At 55.6% G+C, this 22,119-nt stretch carries 16 protein-coding genes, 4 tRNA genes and 3 rRNA genes; 17 read left to right on the top strand and 6 right to left on the bottom strand.

The features are described from left to right. The first annotated feature begins 31 nt into the window (after positions 1 to 31). From G7090_RS22865 to G7090_RS22835, 7 genes are all read left to right on the top strand, one after another. Positions 32 to 1,571, top strand: a 16S ribosomal RNA gene (locus G7090_RS22865). 71 nt (positions 1,572 to 1,642) lie between these two features. Next, a tRNA-Ile gene (locus G7090_RS22860) sits at positions 1,643 to 1,719 on the top strand. 37 nt (positions 1,720 to 1,756) lie between these two features. Then, positions 1,757 to 1,832 (top strand) — tRNA-Ala (locus G7090_RS22855). A gap of 207 nt (positions 1,833 to 2,039) precedes the next feature. Beyond that, positions 2,040 to 4,946, top strand: a 23S ribosomal RNA gene (locus G7090_RS22850). A gap of 95 nt (positions 4,947 to 5,041) precedes the next feature. Beyond that, positions 5,042 to 5,157, top strand: a 5S ribosomal RNA gene (gene rrf, locus G7090_RS22845). The 16S, 23S and 5S rRNA genes sit together here with 4 tRNA genes alongside, the layout of an rRNA operon. A gap of 55 nt (positions 5,158 to 5,212) precedes the next feature. Next, positions 5,213 to 5,289, top strand: a tRNA-Asp gene (locus G7090_RS22840). A 50-nt stretch (positions 5,290 to 5,339) separates the two neighbouring features. Then, positions 5,340 to 5,415: transfer RNA gene (locus G7090_RS22835), tRNA-Trp, on the top strand. A 100-nt stretch (positions 5,416 to 5,515) separates the two neighbouring features. On the opposite strand, the gene hdfR is transcribed toward G7090_RS22835, so the two are convergent. Then, the gene (hdfR, locus tag G7090_RS22830) at positions 5,516 to 6,337 is read right to left on the bottom strand and encodes an HTH-type transcriptional regulator HdfR (protein WP_166184781.1); all 822 of its coding nucleotides are present in this window, start codon (positions 6,335 to 6,337) and stop codon (positions 5,516 to 5,518) included. Between the two features lie 118 nt (positions 6,338 to 6,455). Between hdfR and G7090_RS22825 the strand changes: the two genes are divergently transcribed. Beyond that, positions 6,456 to 6,794, top strand: coding sequence for a DUF413 domain-containing protein (locus G7090_RS22825; RefSeq protein WP_106995960.1), 339 nt, complete (start codon positions 6,456 to 6,458; stop codon positions 6,792 to 6,794). 25 nt (positions 6,795 to 6,819) lie between these two features. Here G7090_RS22825 and G7090_RS22820 read toward each other — a convergent pair whose 3' ends face one another. Further along, positions 6,820 to 8,340 (bottom strand): YifB family Mg chelatase-like AAA ATPase, encoded by a 1,521-nt coding sequence (locus G7090_RS22820; RefSeq protein WP_166184778.1) that lies wholly within the window; start codon positions 8,338 to 8,340, stop codon positions 6,820 to 6,822. Between the two features lie 342 nt (positions 8,341 to 8,682). On the opposite strand from G7090_RS22820, the gene ilvL reads away from it, so the two are divergent. The 7 genes from ilvL to ilvA all read left to right on the top strand — a co-directional run bounded on the left by ilvL (position 8,683) and on the right by ilvA (position 15,237). Continuing rightward, positions 8,683 to 8,781 carry an ilv operon leader peptide gene (gene ilvL, locus G7090_RS22815; protein WP_001311244.1) on the top strand — a complete coding sequence of 33 codons (99 nt, stop codon included), beginning with the start codon at positions 8,683 to 8,685 and terminating at the stop codon, positions 8,779 to 8,781. 86 nt (positions 8,782 to 8,867) lie between these two features. Then, a complete protein-coding gene (gene ilvX / locus G7090_RS23990; RefSeq protein ID WP_207630130.1) occupies positions 8,868 to 8,918 on the top strand; it encodes a peptide IlvX in 51 nt (16 codons plus the stop codon). 2 nt (positions 8,919 to 8,920) lie between these two features. After that, the gene (gene ilvG / locus G7090_RS22810; protein WP_166184775.1) at positions 8,921 to 10,567 is read left to right on the top strand and encodes an acetolactate synthase 2 catalytic subunit; all 1,647 of its coding nucleotides are present in this window, start codon (positions 8,921 to 8,923) and stop codon (positions 10,565 to 10,567) included. Further along, positions 10,564 to 10,833, top strand: coding sequence for an acetolactate synthase 2 small subunit (gene ilvM / locus G7090_RS22805; protein ID WP_166184772.1), 270 nt, complete (start codon positions 10,564 to 10,566; stop codon positions 10,831 to 10,833). Before ilvG ends, ilvM begins: the two co-directional genes overlap by 4 nt. Positions 10,834 to 10,849: 16 nt before the next feature. Beyond that, positions 10,850 to 11,779 (top strand): branched-chain-amino-acid transaminase, encoded by a 930-nt coding sequence (gene ilvE, locus G7090_RS22800; protein WP_166184769.1) that lies wholly within the window; start codon positions 10,850 to 10,852, stop codon positions 11,777 to 11,779. A 60-nt stretch (positions 11,780 to 11,839) separates the two neighbouring features. Next, positions 11,840 to 13,690 carry a dihydroxy-acid dehydratase gene (ilvD, locus tag G7090_RS22795; RefSeq protein WP_166184765.1) on the top strand — a complete coding sequence of 617 codons (1,851 nt, stop codon included), beginning with the start codon at positions 11,840 to 11,842 and terminating at the stop codon, positions 13,688 to 13,690. A 2-nt stretch (positions 13,691 to 13,692) separates the two neighbouring features. Beyond that, a complete protein-coding gene (gene ilvA / locus G7090_RS22790) occupies positions 13,693 to 15,237 on the top strand; it encodes a threonine ammonia-lyase, biosynthetic (RefSeq protein ID WP_156265197.1) in 1,545 nt (514 codons plus the stop codon). Here the strand turns inward: ilvA and ilvY are convergent. Then, complete coding sequence (ilvY, locus tag G7090_RS22785; RefSeq protein ID WP_106995955.1) at positions 15,234 to 16,124, bottom strand: HTH-type transcriptional activator IlvY; 891 nt, start codon at positions 16,122 to 16,124, stop codon at positions 15,234 to 15,236. The genes ilvA and ilvY overlap by 4 nt on opposite strands. A 152-nt stretch (positions 16,125 to 16,276) precedes the next feature. Here ilvY and ilvC point away from each other — a divergent pair, with 152 nt between their 5' ends. Beyond that, positions 16,277 to 17,752: a ketol-acid reductoisomerase gene (gene ilvC, locus G7090_RS22780; RefSeq protein WP_106995954.1), complete on the top strand. Its 1,476-nt coding sequence runs from the start codon at positions 16,277 to 16,279 to the stop codon at positions 17,750 to 17,752. 88 nt (positions 17,753 to 17,840) lie between these two features. Here ilvC and ppiC (G7090_RS22775) read toward each other — a convergent pair whose 3' ends face one another. Further along, positions 17,841 to 18,122: a peptidylprolyl isomerase PpiC gene (gene ppiC / locus G7090_RS22775; RefSeq protein ID WP_032615193.1), complete on the bottom strand. Its 282-nt coding sequence runs from the start codon at positions 18,120 to 18,122 to the stop codon at positions 17,841 to 17,843. Positions 18,123 to 18,171: 49 nt separating this feature from the next. After that, positions 18,172 to 18,453, bottom strand: a complete 282-nt coding sequence (gene ppiC, locus G7090_RS22770) for a peptidylprolyl isomerase PpiC (protein ID WP_106995953.1) — start codon at positions 18,451 to 18,453, stop codon at positions 18,172 to 18,174. Positions 18,454 to 18,565: 112 nt separating this feature from the next. Between ppiC (G7090_RS22770) and rep the strand changes: the two genes are divergently transcribed. Next, on the top strand, positions 18,566 to 20,587 hold the full coding sequence (gene rep / locus G7090_RS22765) for a DNA helicase Rep (protein WP_106995952.1): 2,022 nt from the start codon (positions 18,566 to 18,568) through the stop codon (positions 20,585 to 20,587). Between the two features lie 45 nt (positions 20,588 to 20,632). Here the strand turns inward: rep and gppA are convergent, their stop codons facing one another. Beyond that, positions 20,633 to 22,117, bottom strand: a complete 1,485-nt coding sequence (gppA, locus tag G7090_RS22760) for a guanosine-5'-triphosphate,3'-diphosphate diphosphatase (protein ID WP_166184762.1) — start codon at positions 22,115 to 22,117, stop codon at positions 20,633 to 20,635. Positions 22,118 to 22,119: the final 2 nt, after the last annotated feature.

The following is a 22,119-nucleotide window of genomic DNA, read 5'->3' as shown; positions in this document are numbered from 1 at the left end:
TTACGAAGTTTAATTCACGAGCATCAAACTTAAATTGAAGAGTTTGATCATGGCTCAGATTGAACGCTGGCGGCAGGCCTAACACATGCAAGTCGAACGGTAGCACAGAGAGCTTGCTCTCGGGTGACGAGTGGCGGACGGGTGAGTAATGTCTGGGAAACTGCCTGATGGAGGGGGATAACTACTGGAAACGGTAGCTAATACCGCATAACGTCGCAAGACCAAAGAGGGGGACCTTCGGGCCTCTTGCCATCAGATGTGCCCAGATGGGATTAGCTAGTAGGTGGGGTAATGGCTCACCTAGGCGACGATCCCTAGCTGGTCTGAGAGGATGACCAGCCACACTGGAACTGAGACACGGTCCAGACTCCTACGGGAGGCAGCAGTGGGGAATATTGCACAATGGGCGCAAGCCTGATGCAGCCATGCCGCGTGTATGAAGAAGGCCTTCGGGTTGTAAAGTACTTTCAGCGAGGAGGAAGGCGGTGAGGTTAATAACCTCATCGATTGACGTTACTCGCAGAAGAAGCACCGGCTAACTCCGTGCCAGCAGCCGCGGTAATACGGAGGGTGCAAGCGTTAATCGGAATTACTGGGCGTAAAGCGCACGCAGGCGGTCTGTCAAGTCGGATGTGAAATCCCCGGGCTCAACCTGGGAACTGCATTCGAAACTGGCAGGCTAGAGTCTTGTAGAGGGGGGTAGAATTCCAGGTGTAGCGGTGAAATGCGTAGAGATCTGGAGGAATACCGGTGGCGAAGGCGGCCCCCTGGACAAAGACTGACGCTCAGGTGCGAAAGCGTGGGGAGCAAACAGGATTAGATACCCTGGTAGTCCACGCCGTAAACGATGTCGACTTGGAGGTTGTTCCCTTGAGGAGTGGCTTCCGGAGCTAACGCGTTAAGTCGACCGCCTGGGGAGTACGGCCGCAAGGTTAAAACTCAAATGAATTGACGGGGGCCCGCACAAGCGGTGGAGCATGTGGTTTAATTCGATGCAACGCGAAGAACCTTACCTACTCTTGACATCCAGAGAACTTTCCAGAGATGGATTGGTGCCTTCGGGAACTCTGAGACAGGTGCTGCATGGCTGTCGTCAGCTCGTGTTGTGAAATGTTGGGTTAAGTCCCGCAACGAGCGCAACCCTTATCCTTTGTTGCCAGCGGTCCGGCCGGGAACTCAAAGGAGACTGCCAGTGATAAACTGGAGGAAGGTGGGGATGACGTCAAGTCATCATGGCCCTTACGAGTAGGGCTACACACGTGCTACAATGGCGCATACAAAGAGAAGCGACCTCGCGAGAGCAAGCGGACCTCATAAAGTGCGTCGTAGTCCGGATTGGAGTCTGCAACTCGACTCCATGAAGTCGGAATCGCTAGTAATCGTAGATCAGAATGCTACGGTGAATACGTTCCCGGGCCTTGTACACACCGCCCGTCACACCATGGGAGTGGGTTGCAAAAGAAGTAGGTAGCTTAACCTTCGGGAGGGCGCTTACCACTTTGTGATTCATGACTGGGGTGAAGTCGTAACAAGGTAACCGTAGGGGAACCTGCGGTTGGATCACCTCCTTACCTTAAAGAACCTGCCTTTGTAGTGTCCACACAGATTGTCTGATGAAAAGTAAGCAGTAAAAAATCTCTGCAGGCTTGTAGCTCAGGTGGTTAGAGCGCACCCCTGATAAGGGTGAGGTCGGTGGTTCAAGTCCACTCAGGCCTACCAAATTTGCGACGCAAATTTGAAGAGATTTAACTACGATGGGGCTATAGCTCAGCTGGGAGAGCGCCTGCCTTGCACGCAGGAGGTCTGCGGTTCGATCCCGCATAGCTCCACCATCCTTTTACTGCGACAACACAAAAACTTCAGAGTGTACCTGCGAAGGTGCGCTGCGAAGTTTTGCTCTTTAAAAATCTGGATCAAGCTGAAAATTGAAACGACACACTGTGTCTGCTCTCCGTAATAAGGGCAGATGAAGGTGTGTTCGAGTCTCTCAAATTTTCGCAAAACGATGATGGATCGAAAGAGACATCTTCGGGTTGTGAGGTTAAGCGACTAAGCGTACACGGTGGATGCCTAGGCAGTCAGAGGCGATGAAGGACGTGCTAATCTGCGATAAGCGTCGGTAAGGTGATATGAACCGTTATAGCCGACGATTTCCGAATGGGGAAACCCAGTGCAATCCGTTGCACTATCGTTAAGTGAATACATAGCTTAACGAAGCGAACCAGGGGAACTGAAACATCTAAGTACCCTGAGGAAAAGAAATCAACCGAGATTCCCCCAGTAGCGGCGAGCGAACGGGGAGCAGCCCAGAGTCTGAATCAGCATGTGTGTCAGTGGAAGCGTCTGGAAAGTCGCAGGGTACAGGGTGATACTCCCGTACACGAAGATGCATGTGCTGTGAACTCGAAGAGTAGGGCGGGACACGTGGTATCCTGTCTGAATATGGGGGGACCATCCTCCAAGGCTAAATACTCCTGACTGACCGATAGTGAACCAGTACCGTGAGGGAAAGGCGAAAAGAACCCCGGCGAGGGGAGTGAAAAAGAACCTGAAACCGTGTACGTACAAGCAGTGGGAGCCTACTTGTTAGGTGACTGCGTACCTTTTGTATAATGGGTCAGCGACTTATATTCTGTAGCAAGGTTAACCGTATAGGGGAGCCGAAGGGAAACCGAGTCTTAACTGGGCGTTAAGTTGCAGGGTATAGACCCGAAACCCGGTGATCTAGCCATGGGCAGGTTGAAGGTTGGGTAACACTAACTGGAGGACCGAACCGACTAATGTTGAAAAATTAGCGGATGACTTGTGGCTGGGGGTGAAAGGCCAATCAAACCGGGAGATAGCTGGTTCTCCCCGAAAGCTATTTAGGTAGCGCCTCGTGAACTCATCTCCGGGGGTAGAGCACTGTTTCGGCTAGGGGGCCATCCCGGCTTACCAACCCGATGCAAACTGCGAATACCGGAGAATGTTATCACGGGAGACACACGGCGGGTGCTAACGTCCGTCGTGAAGAGGGAAACAACCCAGACCGCCAGCTAAGGTCCCAAAGTCATGGTTAAGTGGGAAACGATGTGGGAAGGCACAGACAGCCAGGATGTTGGCTTAGAAGCAGCCATCATTTAAAGAAAGCGTAATAGCTCACTGGTCGAGTCGGCCTGCGCGGAAGATGTAACGGGGCTAAACCATGCACCGAAGCTGCGGCAGCGACACTATGTGTTGTTGGGTAGGGGAGCGTTCTGTAAGCCGTCGAAGGTGGACTGTGAGGTCTGCTGGAGGTATCAGAAGTGCGAATGCTGACATAAGTAACGATAAAGCGGGTGAAAAACCCGCTCGCCGGAAGACCAAGGGTTCCTGTCCAACGTTAATCGGGGCAGGGTGAGTCGACCCCTAAGGCGAGGCCGAAAGGCGTAGTCGATGGGAAACAGGTTAATATTCCTGTACTCGGTGTTACTGCGAAGGGGGGACGGAGAAGGCTATGTTGGCCGGGCGACGGTTGTCCCGGTTTAAGCATGTAGGCGGAGGTTCCAGGTAAATCCGGAACCTTATTCAACGCTGAGGTGTGATGACGAGGCACTACGGTGCTGAAGCAACAAATGCCCTGCTTCCAGGAAAAGCCTCTAAGCATCAGGTAACATCAAATCGTACCCCAAACCGACACAGGTGGTCAGGTAGAGAATACCAAGGCGCTTGAGAGAACTCGGGTGAAGGAACTAGGCAAAATGGTGCCGTAACTTCGGGAGAAGGCACGCTGATGGTAAGTGAAGCGACTTGCTCGTGGAGCTGAAATCAGTCGAAGATACCAGCTGGCTGCAACTGTTTATTAAAAACACAGCACTGTGCAAACACGAAAGTGGACGTATACGGTGTGACGCCTGCCCGGTGCCGGAAGGTTAATTGATGGGGTTAGCGGCAACGCGAAGCTCTTGATCGAAGCCCCGGTAAACGGCGGCCGTAACTATAACGGTCCTAAGGTAGCGAAATTCCTTGTCGGGTAAGTTCCGACCTGCACGAATGGCGTAATGATGGCCAGGCTGTCTCCACCCGAGACTCAGTGAAATTGAAATCGCTGTGAAGATGCAGTGTACCCGCGGCAAGACGGAAAGACCCCGTGAACCTTTACTATAGCTTGACACTGAACACTGGTCCTTGATGTGTAGGATAGGTGGGAGGCTTTGAAGCGTGGACGCCAGTCTGCGTGGAGCCAACCTTGAAATACCACCCTTTAATGGCTGGTGTTCTAACGTGGACCCGTAATCCGGGTTGCGGACAGTGTCTGGTGGGTAGTTTGACTGGGGCGGTCTCCTCCTAAAGAGTAACGGAGGAGCACGAAGGTTAGCTAATCCTGGTCGGACATCAGGAGGTTAGTGCAATGGCATAAGCTAGCTTGACTGCGAGAGTGACGGCTCGAGCAGGTGCGAAAGCAGGTCATAGTGATCCGGTGGTTCTGTATGGAAGGGCCATCGCTCAACGGATAAAAGGTACTCCGGGGATAACAGGCTGATACCGCCCAAGAGTTCATATCGACGGCGGTGTTTGGCACCTCGATGTCGGCTCATCACATCCTGGGGCTGAAGTAGGTCCCAAGGGTACGGCTGTTCGCCGTTTAAAGTGGTACGCGAGCTGGGTTTAGAACGTCGTGAGACAGTTCGGTCCCTATCTGCCGTGGGCGCTGGAGAATTGAGGGGGGCTGCTCCTAGTACGAGAGGACCGGAGTGGACGCATCACTGGTGTTCGGGTTGTCATGCCAATGGCACTGCCCGGTAGCTAAATGCGGAAAAGATAAGTGCTGAAAGCATCTAAGCACGAAACTTGCCCCGAGATGAGTTCTCCCTGACCCTTTAAGGGTCCTGAAGGAACGTTGAAGACGACGACGTTGATAGGTCGGGTGTGTAAGCGCAGCGATGCGTTGAGCTAACCGATACTAATGAACCGTGAGGCTTAACCTTACAACGCCGAAGCTGTTTCGGCGGATTTGAAAGACGATTTTCAGCTGATACAGATTAATCACTGCGCCTGAGGGCGGGGTGAACAACAGAATTTGCCTGGCGGCTGTAGCGCGGTGGTCCCACCTGACCCCATGCCGAACTCAGAAGTGAAACGCCGTAGCGCCGATGGTAGTGTGGGGTCTCCCCATGCGAGAGTAGGGAACTGCCAGGCATCAAATTACGTAGTGAACCGGGGCATTAATCCGGTGGTTACAGAAGTATTCGGTGGAGCGGTAGTTCAGTCGGTTAGAATACCTGCCTGTCACGCAGGGGGTCGCGGGTTCGAGTCCCGTCCGTTCCGCCACCTATTAAAACTAAGCCTGCTAATGTAGCAGGCTTAGTAGTAAGAAATTTAGGGGCGTAGCTCAGTTGGTAGAGCACCGGTCTCCAAAACCGGGTGTCGCGAGTTCGAGTCTCTCCGCCCCTGCCATATAAAGAATCCTTTGCTTCGGCAAAGGATTTTTTTTGCCTGTAAGAAAGCAAAACCTGCCTCTTTCACGTCTTTACGTTGCGTCCTTGCAACGTATCCTTTAATCCATCACATTGATTTTAAGCAGATCTTTGATTTGGCCTTGCTTATCGCTGTTTTGCAACCAGATGGCATACAGTGGCCTCTGAAGGGTGGCAGAATCCGTCACCGTATGTAATCCCGGTTTATTACTGGCCCAGCGTTGCGGCAACCAGGTGCAACCTTTTAACGATGCGAGCTGCTGGCAGGCTATTTCAGCGGAACTGGTGGTCAGGACCGGCACATCGTCAATGGCAATCAAACCGGCTTCATGCGGTTGGAAATCGGGGCCCCACTCGAGTCGCAGATAGTTCAGGTCGCTTTTCATGGCTGAAGGTTCAGCTGCATAAAGCGCCAGGGTGAACTGTCCGAGGATCTGACTGCTAAATTCATCCATTTTCGGCGCTTCGGTGGTGATCAGCAGATCCAGCTGGCGTTCATGTAACTGCTTCACCAGCGACTGCCGCTGCGCAATGCGGGCCTCAAACTGCAGCTGTCCGTGAGAGCGATATAATCGGCTAAGCCAGGGGCTTAGCATGCACTCCCATAAAGAGGCGCTGGCACCGATAGAAAACTCATTATGCTTTGAGGTATGGGCAACCTCTTTACGCGCGGCTTGCCAGGTATTCATCAGGGTTTCTGCATAAGGCAGAAGCTTTTCACCTGCGGGCGTTAAGCGAATGTTATTGCGATGACGGGTAAAAAGATTCACCCCAAGCTGATTTTCAAGCTGACGAATACGAAAGCTTACCGCCGACTGAGTCAGATAAAGCGCTTCTGCGGCGCGCCCAAAGTGGCGAGTTCTGCTCACTTCGAGGAAAGTTTTTAGCAATTCCGTATCCACGGTTTTCTCCGCAAAATAATTTGTCGTTATGATTTAAATGTTTTGTTGGACGCTCTGTCAAGCGTAACTAATACTCCGCGCCATAAATAGCTCGGCCAAAGATATAGGAGCGTGTAGGATGGCGGAAAGCTTTACGACGACTAATCGTTTTTTCGACAATAAAAATTATCCACGCGGATTTTCTCGCCATGGTGATTTCACCATCAAAGAGGCACAACTGCTTGAGCGCCACGGTTATGCTTTCAATGAACTGGACTTGGGAAAACGTGAACCGACCACTGATGACGAAAAATCGTTTGTTGCCGTCTGCCGTGGCGAGCGTGAGCCGGTAACGGAAGCGGAGCGCGTATGGATCAAGTATATGGGGCGTATCAAGCGTCCAAAGCGGTTCCATACTCTGTCTGGTGGTAAACCACAGATGGAAGGTGCAGAAGACTACACCGAATCAGACGATTAAGAAGAAGGGGCTCCGGCCCCTTTTTTCATGCCAGCATTTTTTGCAGATGCAGTAGCAAGCGATCGATAGCGCGATAGCTCAAGGCCTCCTGCAGGTGTCTGCGTTCAATCTTTTCACTCTCCTCCAGATCGGCAATCGTACGGGCCACCTTCAGCAGCCGCTGCCAGGCACGTACCGACAGGCCGAACCGGGTAAGGGTCTCTTCCAGCCACTGGGCATCTTCTGCCGTGAGTGGGCAAAACCTGCGGATCTCCGCATTATCCAGATGGGCATTGAGTTTATTTTGCCGCACCAGCTGTCGCTCCTGCGCGGCGATCACTCTGTTTCGCACGGTAATGCTGGATTCTCCCATGGTATGCGTCTGGCTTAGTAACCCTGGCGGCGGTAGCGGGATCTCCAGGGATAAGTCGAAGCGGTCGAGAAACGGTCCCGACAGACGCCCCAGATAGCGAAGCGTCTGTTCTGGTGAACAGCGATTATGATTGCCTTGATAGTGCCCCGTTGGGCTGGGATTCATGGCGGCGATAAGCTGGAAGCGAGCCGGATAACTGATCTTTGCGCGGGTACGGGAGATATTGATCTGCCCGGATTCAATAGGCTCGCGTAAAGCATCCAGCACGCGTCGTTCAAACTCGGGTAACTCGTCCAGAAAGAGAATGCCGTTATGCGCCAGCGAAATCTCTCCCGGCGCAGGGATAGCACCCCCGCCCACCATGGCCACGAGCGAGGCGCTGTGATGAGGTGCGCGAAAGGGACGCTGACGCCACTGCTTATACATCGATGTGGCGTTGACCAGACTTACGACTGCCGCACTCTCCAGCGCCTCATGGTTGCTGAGTGGCGGCAGCAGGCCATTAAGCCGGCTCGCGAGCATGGTTTTGCCGGTGCCAGGTGGGCCAATCAGCAGCAGATTGTGCGCGCCAGCCGCGGTGATTTCCAGCGCCCGTTTACCCTGCTCCTGACCGATGATATCGCTGATATCACGATCGTCATTGCCTGGCACAAAAGGCTCTCCAGCGGGTGCAGTCAGCTCGTGTTGGCCCTCCAGAAAGGCGCATACTTCCTGCAAGTGCTCTGCCACCAGACAGCCTTTTTGTTCGATAAGGCTGACTTCGGCAGCGTTATCGTTGGCGACGATAATCTCTCTGCCAGCCTGTATGGCCGCCAGGGCGCCAGATATCGCGCCGGGAACCCCTCTTAATGCGCCTGTGAGCGCCAGCTCACCCACGAACTCGTATGCGCTTAGCCTGGAAGAGGAGAGCTGCTCAGAGGCAGCGAGAAGCGCAATGGCGATAGGTAAATCATATCTTCCGCCTTCCTTAGGTAAATCGGCCGGTGCCAGATTGATGGTGATCTTTTTGGCCGGAAAGGTATAACCGCTATTGATGATTGCGCTGCGTACCCGATCTCTGGCCTCTTTGACGGTGGTTTCCGGCAGGCCGACCAGCGTTAAGCCCGGGAGGCCATTACTGAGGTGAACTTCTACGGAAATGAGCGGCGCTTTAACGCCTAACGCAGCGCGGGTATAAACAACCGACAGTGACATAACGAGCCTCCTTGTAGCGCCACTATGTCACTTTGTGGTCCCCGTATTTATCGCCAAATCGCGTTTTTACGCAGCCTGTTCCGCAATATTTCCCCGGAATTGTAACCTTTTCATTGTTATGGAAGCCTGCTCGCAAAACGCAATATGTTTTCCTTATCGGCCTTGATTGAGTTACAAAAAATGAAAATAATTCATTTTCTATTTTTGTCATAAAAAACAATGATTTTTATCTAAACTATTAGCATCATAAGAAAGTGAATTATAAAAAAAAGTTGTGCTCGGTTCGATATCTGTGATAACTCTTTAGGTATTCCTTCGAACAAGATGCAAAAAGAACAGAAAATGACAGCCCTTCTACGAGTGATTAGCCTGGTAGTGATTAGCGTGGTGGTGATTATTATCCCACCGTGCGGGGCTGCACTTGGACGAGGAAAGGCTTAGTAATCAAGCCTTAACGAACTAAGACCCCCGCACCGAAAGGTCCGGGGGTTTTTTTATGACCTTAAAACATAAACGAGGAGCAGACGATGAGTAGTAGCATAAAATTCTGTTTCTCACGATTTACGACGGGGAAGTAACTATGAATGGCGCACAGTGGGTAGTACATGCGTTGCGAGCGCAGGGAGTCGATACCATCTTCGGTTACCCGGGTGGCGCAATTATGCCGATTTACGATGCGTTGTATGACGGCGGCGTGGAACACCTGTTGTGCCGACACGAGCAGGGTGCGGCGATGGCGGCCATTGGTTATGCCCGTGCAACCGGGAAAACAGGTGTCTGCATGGCGACCTCCGGCCCAGGCGCTACCAACCTGATCACCGGCCTGGCTGACGCGCTGCTTGATTCCGTTCCGGTTGTGGCGATCACCGGCCAGGTCGCTTCTCCTTTGATCGGCACCGACGCTTTCCAGGAAGTGGACGTTCTCGGTTTGTCACTGGCTTGTACGAAACACAGCTTCCTCGTGCAATCCCTGGAAGAGCTGCCGCGCGTGATGGCGGAAGCCTTTGAGGTGGCAAACTCAGGCCGTCCTGGCCCGGTTCTGGTTGATATCCCGAAAGATATCCAAATTGCCCTTGGCGAGCTGGAGCCGCACTTCTCCACCGTTGAGAATGAGGATGCGTTCCCGTTTGCCGAAGTCAGCGAGGCCAGCCAGATGTTAGCCCACGCGCAAAAGCCGATCCTGTATGTGGGCGGCGGCGTGGGGATGGCGCAGGCGGTGCCGGCCCTGCGCGAATTTATCGCCACCACCCGGATGCCAGCGGCCTGCACTTTAAAAGGCCTGGGTGCGGTGGAGGCTGACTACCCGTACTATCTCGGCATGCTGGGGATGCACGGCACCAAAGCCGCCAACCTCGCCGTGCAGGAGTGTGACCTGCTGATCGCCGTGGGGGCGCGTTTTGATGACCGCGTAACCGGCAAGCTGAATACCTTCGCTCCGAATGCCAAAGTCATTCATATGGATATCGACCCGGCAGAGATGAACAAGCTCCGTCAGGCGCACGTGGCCCTGCAGGGTGACCTCAACGCACTGCTTCCTGCGTTACAGCAGCCTTTGGCGATCGACGCGTGGCGTCAGCATGCGGCAGAGATGCGCCGCGAGCACGCCTGGCGCTACGACCATCCTGGTGAAGCGATCTATGCCCCGTTGCTGCTCAAGCAGCTGTCGGATCGCAAACCGGCCGACAGCGTGGTGACCACCGACGTGGGCCAGCATCAGATGTGGTCCGCCCAGCACATGACCTACACGCGGCCGGAAAACTTCATCACCTCCAGCGGCTTAGGCACCATGGGCTTCGGCTTGCCAGCTGCCGTAGGTGCCCAGGTGGCGCGCCCGGAGGATACGGTGATCTGTATCTCCGGTGATGGCTCCTTCATGATGAATGTTCAGGAACTGGGCACCATCAAGCGTAAGCAGCTGCCGGTGAAAATCGTACTGCTGGATAACCAACGTTTAGGCATGGTGCGCCAGTGGCAGCAGCTCTTTTTCCAGGAGCGTTACAGCGAAACCACCCTGACCGATAACCCTGATTTCCTCGTTCTGGCCAGCGCCTTTGGCATCCCCGGCCAGCACATCACCCGTAAAGACCAGGTTGAAGCGGCACTTGATGAAATGCTGTCAAGCAAGGGGCCTTACCTGCTTCATGTCTCAATCGACGAGCTTGAGAATGTCTGGCCGTTGGTGCCGCCCGGCGCCAGTAACTCACAAATGCTGGAGAAATTATCATGATGCAACATCAGGTCGCCGTGCAGGCTCGCTTCAACCCGGAAACATTAGAACGTGTGTTGCGCGTGGTGCGCCATCGTGGGTTCCAGATATGTTCCATGAACATTGAAACCGCCACCGACGCGCAGAACATAAATATCGAATTGACCGTTGCCAGCCAGCGCCCCGTCGAATTACTGTTTAGCCAGTTGAGCAAACTGGTCGACGTCGCACGGGTCGATATCCAGCAGCGTGCCGCTACATCGCAAACACAACAAATTCGCGCCTGAGCGCAAAGGAAGAAAAATGACGACGAAGAAAGCTGATTTCATTTGGTCCAATGGTGAGATGATTCGCTGGGAGGACGCTAAAGTCCACGTGATGTCCCACGCGCTTCACTACGGTACGTCTGTTTTTGAAGGCATCCGTTGCTACGACTCACACAAAGGCCCGGTGGTGTTCCGCCATCGCGAACACATGCAACGTCTGCGTGATTCAGCCAAAATTTATCGTTTCCCGGTTTCCCAGAGCGTTGACGAGCTGATGGAAGCTTGTCGCGCCGTCCTGCGCAAAAACAACCTGACCAGCGCCTATATTCGTCCTCTGGTGTTCGTGGGCGATGTGGGTATGGGCGTTAACCCGCCAGCCGGTTACACCACCGATGTGATCATCGCCGCGTTCCCGTGGGGAGCCTACCTCGGCGCAGAAGCGCTGGAGCAGGGGATCGACGCGATGGTTTCCTCCTGGAACCGTGTGGCACCAAACACTATCCCGACCGCAGCCAAAGCGGGCGGTAACTACCTCTCCTCCCTGCTGGTTGGTAGCGAAGCACGTCGCCATGGCTATCAGGAAGGTATCGCCCTGGATGTGAACGGCTATATCTCTGAAGGTGCAGGTGAGAACCTGTTTGAAGTGAAAGATGGCATTCTGTTCACCCCGCCATTCACCTCTTCAGCCCTGCCGGGCATCACCCGTGACGCCATCATCAAGCTGGCGCAGGATCTGGGTATCGAAGTGCGCGAGCAGGTTCTGTCCCGCGAATCGCTGTACCTGGCTGATGAAATCTTCATGTCCGGTACCGCTGCAGAGATCACCCCGGTACGCAGCGTTGACGGCATCCAGGTAGGCGAAGGTCGCCGTGGTCCGGTCACCAAACGTATCCAGGACGCCTTCTTTGGCCTCTTTACCGGTGAAACCGAAGATAAATGGGGTTGGTTGGATCAGGTTAATCAATAAGCATAAATATGGGACGGCACGCACCGTCCCATTTACCAGATAGACGGGAGTAAAAAACGCATGCCTAAGTACCGTTCCGCCACCACCACTCACGGCCGCAACATGGCCGGCGCCCGCGCGCTGTGGCGCGCCACTGGGATGACCGACGCCGATTTCGGCAAACCGATAATCGCCGTAGTCAACTCGTTCACCCAGTTCGTCCCGGGTCACGTTCATCTTCGCGATCTCGGGAAGCTGGTTGCCGAGCAGATTGAAGCCTCCGGCGGCGTGGCGAAAGAGTTCAACACCATCGCCGTGGATGACGGGATCGCGATGGGGCACGGGGGCATGCTTTATTCACTGCCGTCGCGCGAGCTGATCGCCGATTCGGTGGAGTACATGGTTAATGCCCACTGTGCCGATGCGATGGTCTGCATCTCCAACTGCGACAAAATCACCCCGGGGATGCTGATGGCCTCCCTGCGCCTGAACATTCCGGTGATCTTCGTCTCCGGTGGCCCAATGGAAGCGGGTAAAACCAAGCTGTCCGATAAAATCATCAAGCTCGACCTGGTCGACGCGATGATTCAGGGTGCCGACCCGAAAGTCTCCGACGAGCAGAGCGATCAGGTTGAGCGTTCGGCCTGTCCGACCTGCGGCTCCTGTTCCGGTATGTTCACTGCCAACTCGATGAACTGTCTGACCGAAGCGCTGGGCCTGTCTCAGCCGGGTAACGGCTCGCTGCTGGCGACCCACGCCGATCGTAAAGAGCTGTTCCTCAACGCTGGTAAACGCATTGTTGAACTGACCAAACGTTACTACGAGCAGGACGATGCCAGCGCACTGCCGCGCAATATCGCCAGCAAAGCGGCGTTTGAAAACGCCATGACCCTGGATATCGCCATGGGCGGTTCGACCAACACCGTTCTGCACCTGCTCGCCGCGGCTCAGGAAGCGGAAATTGATTTCACCATGACCGACATCGACCAGCTGTCCCGCAAGGTGCCGCAGCTGTGTAAGGTTGCGCCAAGCACCCCTAAATATCACATGGAAGATGTTCACCGTGCCGGTGGCGTGCTGGGGATTCTGGGCGAGCTGGATCGCGCCGGGCTGCTGAACCGTGAGGTGAAAAACATTCTCGGCCTGACGTTGCCACAAACACTGGATCAGTACGATGTGATGCTGACCAAAGACGACGCGGTAAAAAGCATGTTCCGCGCCGGCCCGGCCGGTATTCGTACCACCCAGGCGTTCTCGCAGAACTGTCGCTGGGACACCCTGGATGACGATCGCGCCGAAGGCTGCATTCGCTCGCTGGAAAACGCCTACAGCAAAGATGGCGGCCTGGCGGTTCTGTACGGTAACTTCGCGGAAAACGGCTGTATCGTCAAAACCGCGGGCGTGGACGACAGCATCCTGAAGTTTACCGGACCGGCGAAGGTGTACGAAAGCCAGGACGACGCGGTTGAAGCTATTCTCGGCGGTAAAGTCGTGGCTGGCGATGTTGTTGTCATCCGCTATGAAGGACCAAAAGGTGGGCCGGGAATGCAGGAGATGCTCTACCCGACTACTTTCCTGAAATCTATGGGCCTCGGTAAAGCCTGTGCGCTGATCACCGACGGTCGTTTCTCCGGCGGTACTTCCGGTCTCTCCATCGGACACGTTTCGCCGGAAGCAGCCAGCGGCGGCAACATTGCGATTATCGAAGATGGCGACCTGATCGAAATCGACATTCCGAATCGCGGTATTCAACTGCAGCTGAGCCCGCAGGAAATCGCTGCCCGCCGTGAAGCACAGGATGCGCGTGGCGATAAAGCCTGGACGCCGAAAGATCGTCAGCGTGAAGTCTCCTTCGCCCTGCGTGCCTACGCCACCCTTGCTACCAGTGCGGATAAAGGCGCGGTACGCGATAAATCCAAGCTTGGGGGCTAATGATGGCCGAATCCCAACCCTTATCGTCTGCCCCTGAGGGGGCGGAATATCTCCGGGCAGTGCTGCGTGCGCCGGTCTATGAAGCGGTGCAGGTCACGCCGCTGCAGAAAATGGACAAGCTGTCGTCGCGGCTGGATAACGTCATTCTGGTGAAGCGCGAAGACCGCCAGCCAGTGCACAGCTTCAAGCTGCGCGGCGCCTACGCGATGATGGCCGGGCTGACCGACGAGCAAAAAGCGCGTGGCGTGATCACCGCTTCGGCGGGCAACCATGCCCAGGGCGTGGCGTTCTCTGCCGCGCGACTGGGGCTGAAAGCCCTGATCGTCATGCCTGTGGCAACCGCAGATATTAAAGTCGATGCGGTGCGGGGATTTGGCGGCGAAGTGCTGCTCCATGGTGCCAATTTTGACGAGGCGAAGGCCAAAGCCATCGATCTGGCGCAGCAGCAGGGCTTTACCTGGGTGCCGCCGTTTGATCACCCGATGGTGATTGCCGGCCAGGGCACCCTTGCGCTGGAGCTGTTGCAGCAGGATGCCCATCTCGACCGCGTATTCGTACCGGTTGGCGGCGGCGGGTTAGCTGCGGGCGTGGCGGTGCTGATCAAACAGCTGATGCCGCAGATCAAAGTCATCGCCGTTGAAGCCGAGGATTCTGCCTGCCTGAAGGCGGCGCTGGATGCTGGTCATCCGGTGGACTTACCACGCGTCGGGCTGTTTGCCGAAGGCGTGGCGGTGAAACGCATCGGGGATGAAACCTTCCGCGTCTGCCAGGAGTATCTCGACGACATCATCACCGTCGACAGCGATGCGATCTGCGCGGCGATGAAGGATCTGTTCGAGGATGTGCGTGCAGTGGCAGAACCGTCCGGCGCGCTGGCGCTGGCGGGGATGAAAAAATACATCGCTCAGCACAACATCCGCGGCGAGCGTCTGGCCCATGTGCTCTCTGGGGCTAACGTTAACTTCCACGGTCTGCGCTATGTTTCTGAACGTTGCGAGCTGGGAGAACAGCGTGAAGCGCTGCTGGCGGTGACCATTCCGGAAGAGAAGGGCAGTTTCCTTAAGTTCTGCCAGCTGCTGGGCGGTCGTTCGGTGACGGAGTTCAACTACCGGTTTGCCGATGCCAAAGACGCCTGCATTTTTGTCGGCGTGCGTCTGAGCCGTGGCCTGGAAGAGCGTAAAGAGATCCTCAACCTGCTGCACCAGGGTGGCTACAGCGTGGTGGATCTCTCCGATGATGAAATGGCGAAGCTGCACGTTCGCTATATGGTCGGGGGGCGTCCGTCGAAGCCGTTACAGGAGCGTCTGTTCAGCTTCGAGTTCCCGGAATCGCCAGGTGCATTGCTGAAGTTTCTGCATACGCTGGGCACACACTGGAACATCTCTCTGTTTCACTACCGCAGTCACGGTACTGACTACGGTCGTGTGCTGGCGGCATTCGAACTGGGCGAGCACGAACCGGATTTTGAAACGCGGCTGAATGAGCTGGGTTACGACTGTCATGACGAAACCCACAACCCGGCGTTCAGGTTCTTCCTGGCGGGTTAATGGTTCGGCAATATCTTCCAGAACGCATCAATAAGCGGCTCATGCAGCCGCTTTTTTTGTGCACAGACGCCAAGCTCAAACGGTGTTTTCTCGTCGCTGCGCTCCAGAATCATCACGCGATTGCGCACCGGCTCCGGGCTGTTCTCCAGCACCACTTCCGGCAGCAGCGCCACGCCGCAGCCGAGCGCCACCATCGAGACCATCGCCTCGTGGCCGCCGACCGTGGCATAAATTGACGGATTACTGATCTTCTGGCGACGGAACCACAGCTCGATGCGGCGACGTACCGGCCCCTGATCGGCCATGATAAAGGGCACCGTGGACCAGTCGGGTTTTTCCACCGAGACCTGGTTACGCACCGGGCAGGGCAGCGCCGGAGCGATCAGCACCACCGCCAGATTTTCCAGCATTGAAAATGCCACCGCCCCCGGCAGAGTTTCCGGTTTACCGGCAATCGCCAGATCCGCTTCTCCCGTCACCACCTTCTCCATCGCGTCGGCGGCATCGCCGGTGGTGAGTTTGATCTCCACCGACGGATGTTCGGCCCGGAAGCGATCGAGGATGGGCGGCAGATGGCTATAGGCGGCGGTCACCGAGCAGAAGATATGCAGTTCCCCGGAAAGCGATGGCCCCTGCTGGTCGATGGTGTGGCGCAGCTGCTGATACTGCAACAAGGTTTGCTGGGCAAACGTCCGCAACTCTTCTCCGGCTTCGGTGAGGGTGACCGTGCGGTTGTCGCGTATAAACAGCGGTTGGCCGAGGTCCTCTTCCAGGCGCTGGATCTGGCGGGAAAGCGTAGAGGGGCTGACGTGCATCGCCCGCGCGCTGCGGCCAAAATGACGGCTTTCCGCCAGATGCAGGAACAATTTTAAATCGCGTAAATCCACCGATTCCACTCCCGGGTTTTATATTGCAGAAATTGCAACGTGACGTTGTGAATATATCAATTTCCGCAATAAATTTCCTGTTGTAATGTGGGTACATTCTCGCTGAAAAGCGAACCGAACAATAAGACGCACAACATCACGAGGTATCACCCATGGCTAACTACTTTAATACACTGAACTTGCGCCAGCAGCTGGCGCAGCTGGGCAAATGCCGCTTTATGGCGCGCGACGAATTTGCTGATGGCGCGAGCTACCTTCAGGGTAAAAAAGTGGTCATCGTCGGCTGTGGCGCACAGGGTCTGAACCAGGGCCTGAACATGCGTGACTCCGGTCTGGATATCTCTTATGCCCTGCGTAAAGAAGCGATTGCTGAGAAGCGTGCTTCCTGGCGCAAAGCGACCGAAAACGGCTTCAAAGTCGGTACCTACGAAGAGCTGGTTCCGCAGGCGGATCTGGTGGTTAACCTGACCCCGGACAAACAGCACTCTGACGTTGTGCGTTCCGTACAGCCGCTGATGAAAGACGGCGCGGCGCTGGGTTACTCCCACGGCTTCAACATCGTTGAAGTGGGCGAGCAGATCCGTAAAGACATCACCGTCGTGATGGTGGCACCGAAGTGCCCGGGTACCGAAGTGCGTGAAGAGTACAAACGTGGTTTCGGCGTGCCGACGCTGATCGCGGTTCACCCGGAAAACGATCCGAAAGGCGAAGGCATGGCAATTGCCAAAGCATGGGCAGCGGCCACCGGCGGCCACCGTGCGGGCGTGCTGGAATCTTCCTTCGTTGCGGAAGTGAAATCTGACCTGATGGGTGAGCAGACTATCCTGTGCGGTATGCTGCAGGCCGGCTCCCTGCTGTGTTTCGACAAGCTGGTGGAAGAGGGTACCGACCCGGCATACGCAGAGAAACTGATTCAGTTCGGCTGGGAAACCATCACCGAAGCGTTGAAGCAGGGCGGTATCACCCTGATGATGGACCGTCTGTCTAACCCGGCTAAACTGCGTGCCTTCGCGCTGTCCGAGCAGCTGAAAACCATCATGGCTCCGCTGTTCCAGAAACACATGGACGACATCATCTCCGGTGAGTTCTCTTCCGGTATGATGGCTGACTGGGCGAATGACGACAAAAACCTGCTGACCTGGCGTGAAGAGACCGGCAAAACCGCGTTCGAAACCGCAGCGCAGTTCGATGGCAAAATCAGCGAGCAGGAGTACTTCGATAAAGGCGTTCTGATGATTGCGATGGTGAAAGCGGGCGTTGAGCTGGCCTTCGAAACCATGGTGGATTCCGGCATCATCGAAGAGTCTGCGTACTATGAATCACTGCACGAGCTGCCGCTGATCGCGAACACCATCGCCCGTAAGCGTCTGTACGAAATGAACGTGGTGATCTCCGATACCGCTGAGTACGGTAACTACCTGTTCTCTTACGCTTGCGTACCGCTGCTGAAAGAGTTCATGACCACTCTGCAGACCGGCGATCTGGGTAAAGCGATCAACGAAGGCGCGGTAGATAATGCCCAGCTGCGTGACGTGAACGAAGCAATTCGCAGCCACGAGATCGAGAAAGTAGGCCAGAAGCTGCGTGGCTACATGACCGATATGAAACGTATTGCCGTAGCGGGTTAAATAAATTGTCGGGTGGCGGCTACGCCTTACCCGACCTACAAAGTGCAAAAGTAGGCCCGGTAAGCGTTATCGCCACCGGGCTTTTTTATTAGTTGCGGTACAGCACCTTAATGATGTGGTAACCGAACTGGGTGTGCAGTGGGCCAGTTGGCTCCAGCACCGGGCAGGAGAACACCACTTTATCGAACGCCGGAACCATCTGGCCCTGACGGAATTCACCCAGGTGACCGCCTTTTTTACCTGATGGGCAGGTGGAGTGCTTTTTCGCCAGCTTCTCGAAGTCGCCGCCGTTCTTGATCTGCTCCAGAAGCTCCAGAGCCAGTTTCTCTTCTTTTACCAGGATGTGCATTGCTGCCGCTGTTTTCGCCATGATCGTGCCTTGAAGGGTTGAGTAAAATCGGGGCGCAATATACCACGCGTTAGCTGCGGTACAGCACCTTAATGATATGGTAGCCAAATTTGGTTTTCACCGGGCCGTAAGGCTTCAGTAGCGGACAGCTGAAGACCGCCTGATCGAAAGGGCCCACCATGGCACCCTGCTTAAATTCACCTAAATCGCCGCCGTTACGCCCGGACGGGCATTTCGAGTAGCGCTTCGCCAGATGATCAAAGCTGATGCCGCGTTCCAGTTTGGCGAGGATCTCCTGCGCCAGTTTCTCTTCTTTTACCAGAATGTGCAGGGCCGCTGCGGTCTTTTTCATGGTTCTGCTCTCGGGGTTCAACGCGTTTTCTTCACTTTATCATTAGCCGGTAAATCTGCGCCCGGCTTTCTGCTACAATCCCCACCCCGTTCGAAGATTGAGCAATATTCCCATGCGTTTAAACCCTGGACAACAACAAGCGGTCGAATTCGTTACTGGACCATGCCTGGTGCTGGCAGGGGCGGGTTCCGGTAAAACCCGCGTGATCACCAACAAGATCGCCCACCTGATCCGCGGCTGCGGCTATCAGGCACGCCATATCGCGGCGGTAACCTTTACCAACAAAGCGGCGCGCGAAATGAAAGAGCGTGTCGGCCAGACGTTAGGGCGTAAAGAGGCGCGCGGCCTGATGATCTCCACCTTCCATACCCTGGGGCTGGATATCATTAAGCGCGAATACGCGGCGTTGGGCATGAAGTCGAACTTCTCCCTGTTTGACGATACCGATCAGGTGGCACTGCTGAAAGAGCTGACCGAAGGGCTGATCGAAGACGACAAAACGGTGTTGCAGCAGTTGATCTCTACGATCTCCAACTGGAAAAACGATCTGATGGACCCAGCCCAGGCCGCTGCAAGCGCCAAAGGAGAGCGGGATCGGATCTTCGCCCACTGCTACAGCCTGTACAACGATCATCTCAAAGCCTGCAACGTGCTGGACTTTGACGATCTGATCCTGCTGCCGACGCTGCTGCTTCAGCGTAATGAAGAGGTGCGCGAGCGCTGGCAGAACAAGATCCGCTACCTGCTGGTGGATGAATATCAGGACACTAATACCAGCCAGTACGAGCTGGTGAAACTGCTGGTGGGCCAGCGGGCGCGTTTTACCGTAGTGGGCGATGACGATCAGTCGATCTACTCCTGGCGTGGCGCCCGTCCGCAAAACCTGGTCCTGCTGAGCAAAGATTTCCCGGCGCTGCAGGTGATCAAGCTGGAGCAGAACTACCGCTCATCCGGTCGTATTCTGAAGGCGGCAAACATCCTGATCGCCAATAACCCGCACGTCTTCGAAAAGCGTCTCTTTTCCGAGCTGGGCTATGGCACTGAGCTAAAGGTGCTGAGCGCTAATAACGACGATCACGAAGCCGAACGCGTGGCGGGGGAGCTGATTGCTCATCACTTTGTGAATAAGACCAACTACAAAGATTACGCCATCCTCTATCGCGGAAATCACCAGTCGCGCGTCTTTGAAAAGATGCTGATGCAGAACCGCATTCCGTACAAAATTTCGGGTGGGACGTCGTTCTTCTCGCGCCCGGAAATTAAGGATCTGCTCGCCTACCTGCGCGTACTCACCAACCCGGATGATGACAGCGCTTTCCTGCGGATCGTGAATACGCCGAAGCGTGAGATTGGCCCGGCGACGCTGCAAAAACTGGGCGAGTGGGCGATGACCCGTAATAAGAGCCTGCTGACCGCCAGCTTCGATATGGGCCTGAGCCAGAGCTTAACCGGGCGTGGTTATGAATCGCTGACCCGCTTCACTCATTGGCTGCGCGAGATCCAGCAGCTGAGCGAACGGGAGCCGATCGCAGCGGTGCGCGATCTGATCCGCGGGATCGATTATGAATCCTGGCTGTATGAAACCTCCGCCAGCCCGAAAGCGGCGGAGATGCGGATGAAGAACGTCAATACGCTTTTCACCTGGATGACCGAGATGCTGGAAGGTTCTGACATCGACGAGCCGATGACTCTGACCCAGGTCGTCACCCGCTTTACCCTGCGTGACATGATGGAGCGCGGCGAAAGCGAAGAAGAGGCAGATCAGGTGCAGCTCATGACCCTGCACGCCTCGAAAGGGCTGGAGTTCCCCTATGTCTACCTGGTGGGGATGGAAGAGGGCATCCTGCCGCACCAGAGCAGCATCGATGAAGATAACGTTGATGAAGAGCGCCGTCTGGCCTACGTGGGCATTACGCGAGCGCAAAAAGAGCTGACCTTTACGCTGTGTAAAGAGCGCCGTCAGTACGGGGAACTGGTGCGTCCTGAGCCGAGCCGCTTCCTGCTGGAATTACCGCAGGATGATGTGCTCTGGGAGCAGGAGCGCAAAGTGATTACCGCCGAAGAGCGGATGCATAAAGGCCAGGCCAGTATCGCCAATATTCGCGCGATGATGGAGAAGGCAAAAAACCGCTAGTTTGAGTGCCCGGTAAGCGTAGTGTCGCCGGGCTTTTAATCGGGATTATTGAGCTTCAAGCACCCAGTGGACATAGCTCTGCCACTGACACTCCTGCACCAGCATTTCTGCACCCAGCGGATGGGTATCCAGCCAGTTTTCCGGCAGGTTCAGCGTCAACTTCTCGCTTTCAGCCATCAGGGTGATGGCTGGCAGCAAATCGTCGCGCCGACGGCTGGCAAAAAGGATCGCCAGACGCAACAGGCGGCAGAGATGCTCCGCCACGCGCGGCGGCACCGCATTTTGCTGGTGGAGCGAAGAGAGGTCGACGGGGTTGGTCTGGTTTAACAGCAGCGTGGCCAACAGCTTCTTTTGCGCCGGGGTGTAGCCAGGCAGATCGAGATTGCGTACCAGGTAGGCACCATGTAGCGGCGCCTGTTTGAAATCAACGCTCAGGCCGATCTCGTGCAGTTGGCACGCACTCACCAGCAGTTCGCGGCTGACAGGATCCAGATGCCACTCGTTTTCGACCTGATCGAGGAAACTGACCGCCAGGTTCGCCACCCGATGCGCCTGTTCGATATCCACCATAAACCGGCGCTGGATATTGCGCAGCGTATGGTTGCGAATGTCCTGATCGACGGCCAGATGCAGCATGCCGTAAACCAGACCTTCCCGTAGCGCACCGCCCGCAAGGGTCATGCACTGAATATTCAGTTCGGTGAAAATGGCAATCAGGATCGCCAGGCCGCTGGGGAAGACCAGGGCACGTTCAAGGGTAAGCCCTTCGATTTCGAGCTCTTCCAGACGACCACAGTGGATGGCGCGCTGCTTTAACTGCTGCAGTTTCGCCAGCGTGATGCGCTCATCCATCCCCTGCGCCATCATAATTTCCTGCAGCGCCTGGACGGTGCCGGATGCGCCAACGCAGACCTTCCAGCCGTGATAACGCAGCTCATCCGCAACCGGGCGCAGCACCTCGCGGGCGGCTTTTTCCGCGTCATCGAAGTTCTCTTGCGCCAGATTGCGATCGGTAAAGTAGCGTTCAAGCCAGGTAACACAGCCCATCGACAGGCTGTTCAGGGAGGTTGCCTGCGCACCGATACCGGTGACCAGCTCGGTGCTTGCGCCGCCGATATCCACCACCAGACGACGCTCATCCCCGCCGGTGGTGTGCGCCACGCCCTGGTAAATCAGGCGGGCTTCTTCTTCACCGCTGATCACCTGGACCGGACAACCGAGGATTTCCTGTGCCTTAGCAATAAACTCCCCGGCATTCACCGCCAGACGCAGGGTTGCGGTGGCGACGACACGGATTTGCTGGGGAGGAATATCCTGCAGACGTTCAGCAAAGAGGCGCAGGCATTGCCAGCCGCGCTCCATAGCTTCAGGAGAGAGATGATTATCCGCACTCAGGCCCGCCGCGAGACGGACCTTGCGTTTAATACGCGTCAGCGTCTGTATACTTCCCGCCACCTCGCGTACAACCAGCATATGAAAACTATTCGAACCTAAATCAATAGCTGCATAGAGCGAGGTGGACCGGAGCATAT

Origin of the sequence: Leclercia sp. 29361, assembly GCF_011290365.1 — a bacterium.
Lineage (GTDB): Bacteria > Pseudomonadota > Gammaproteobacteria > Enterobacterales > Enterobacteriaceae > Enterobacter > Enterobacter tamurae.
The sequence above is the reverse complement of the archived record's forward strand: the minus strand, read 5'-3'. Positions and strand labels throughout refer to the sequence as shown.

What these genes read in the sequence shown, in the direction of transcription:
- G7090_RS22820 (WP_166184778.1), bottom strand. Translation starts at nt 8,340, where the DNA reads ATGTCACTGTCGGTTGTTTATACCCGCGCTGCGTTAGGCGTTAAAGCG.
- ilvA (WP_156265197.1), top strand. Translation starts at nt 13,693, where the DNA reads ATGGCCGAATCCCAACCCTTATCGTCTGCCCCTGAGGGGGCGGAATAT.
- ilvM (WP_166184772.1), top strand. Translation starts at nt 10,564, where the DNA reads ATGATGCAACATCAGGTCGCCGTGCAGGCTCGCTTCAACCCGGAAACA.
- ilvE (WP_166184769.1), top strand. Translation starts at nt 10,850, where the DNA reads ATGACGACGAAGAAAGCTGATTTCATTTGGTCCAATGGTGAGATGATT.
- ilvD (WP_166184765.1), top strand. Translation starts at nt 11,840, where the DNA reads ATGCCTAAGTACCGTTCCGCCACCACCACTCACGGCCGCAACATGGCC.
- ppiC (WP_032615193.1), bottom strand. Translation starts at nt 18,122, where the DNA reads ATGGCGAAAACAGCGGCAGCAATGCACATCCTGGTAAAAGAAGAGAAA.
- ppiC (WP_106995953.1), bottom strand. Translation starts at nt 18,453, where the DNA reads ATGAAAAAGACCGCAGCGGCCCTGCACATTCTGGTAAAAGAAGAGAAA.
- ilvC (WP_106995954.1), top strand. Translation starts at nt 16,277, where the DNA reads ATGGCTAACTACTTTAATACACTGAACTTGCGCCAGCAGCTGGCGCAG.
- ilvG (WP_166184775.1), top strand. Translation starts at nt 8,921, where the DNA reads ATGAATGGCGCACAGTGGGTAGTACATGCGTTGCGAGCGCAGGGAGTC.
- rep (WP_106995952.1), top strand. Translation starts at nt 18,566, where the DNA reads ATGCGTTTAAACCCTGGACAACAACAAGCGGTCGAATTCGTTACTGGA.
- gppA (WP_166184762.1), bottom strand. Translation starts at nt 22,117, where the DNA reads ATGCTCCGGTCCACCTCGCTCTATGCAGCTATTGATTTAGGTTCGAAT.
- ilvL (WP_001311244.1), top strand. Translation starts at nt 8,683, where the DNA reads ATGACAGCCCTTCTACGAGTGATTAGCCTGGTAGTGATTAGCGTGGTG.
- G7090_RS22825 (WP_106995960.1), top strand. Translation starts at nt 6,456, where the DNA reads ATGGCGGAAAGCTTTACGACGACTAATCGTTTTTTCGACAATAAAAAT.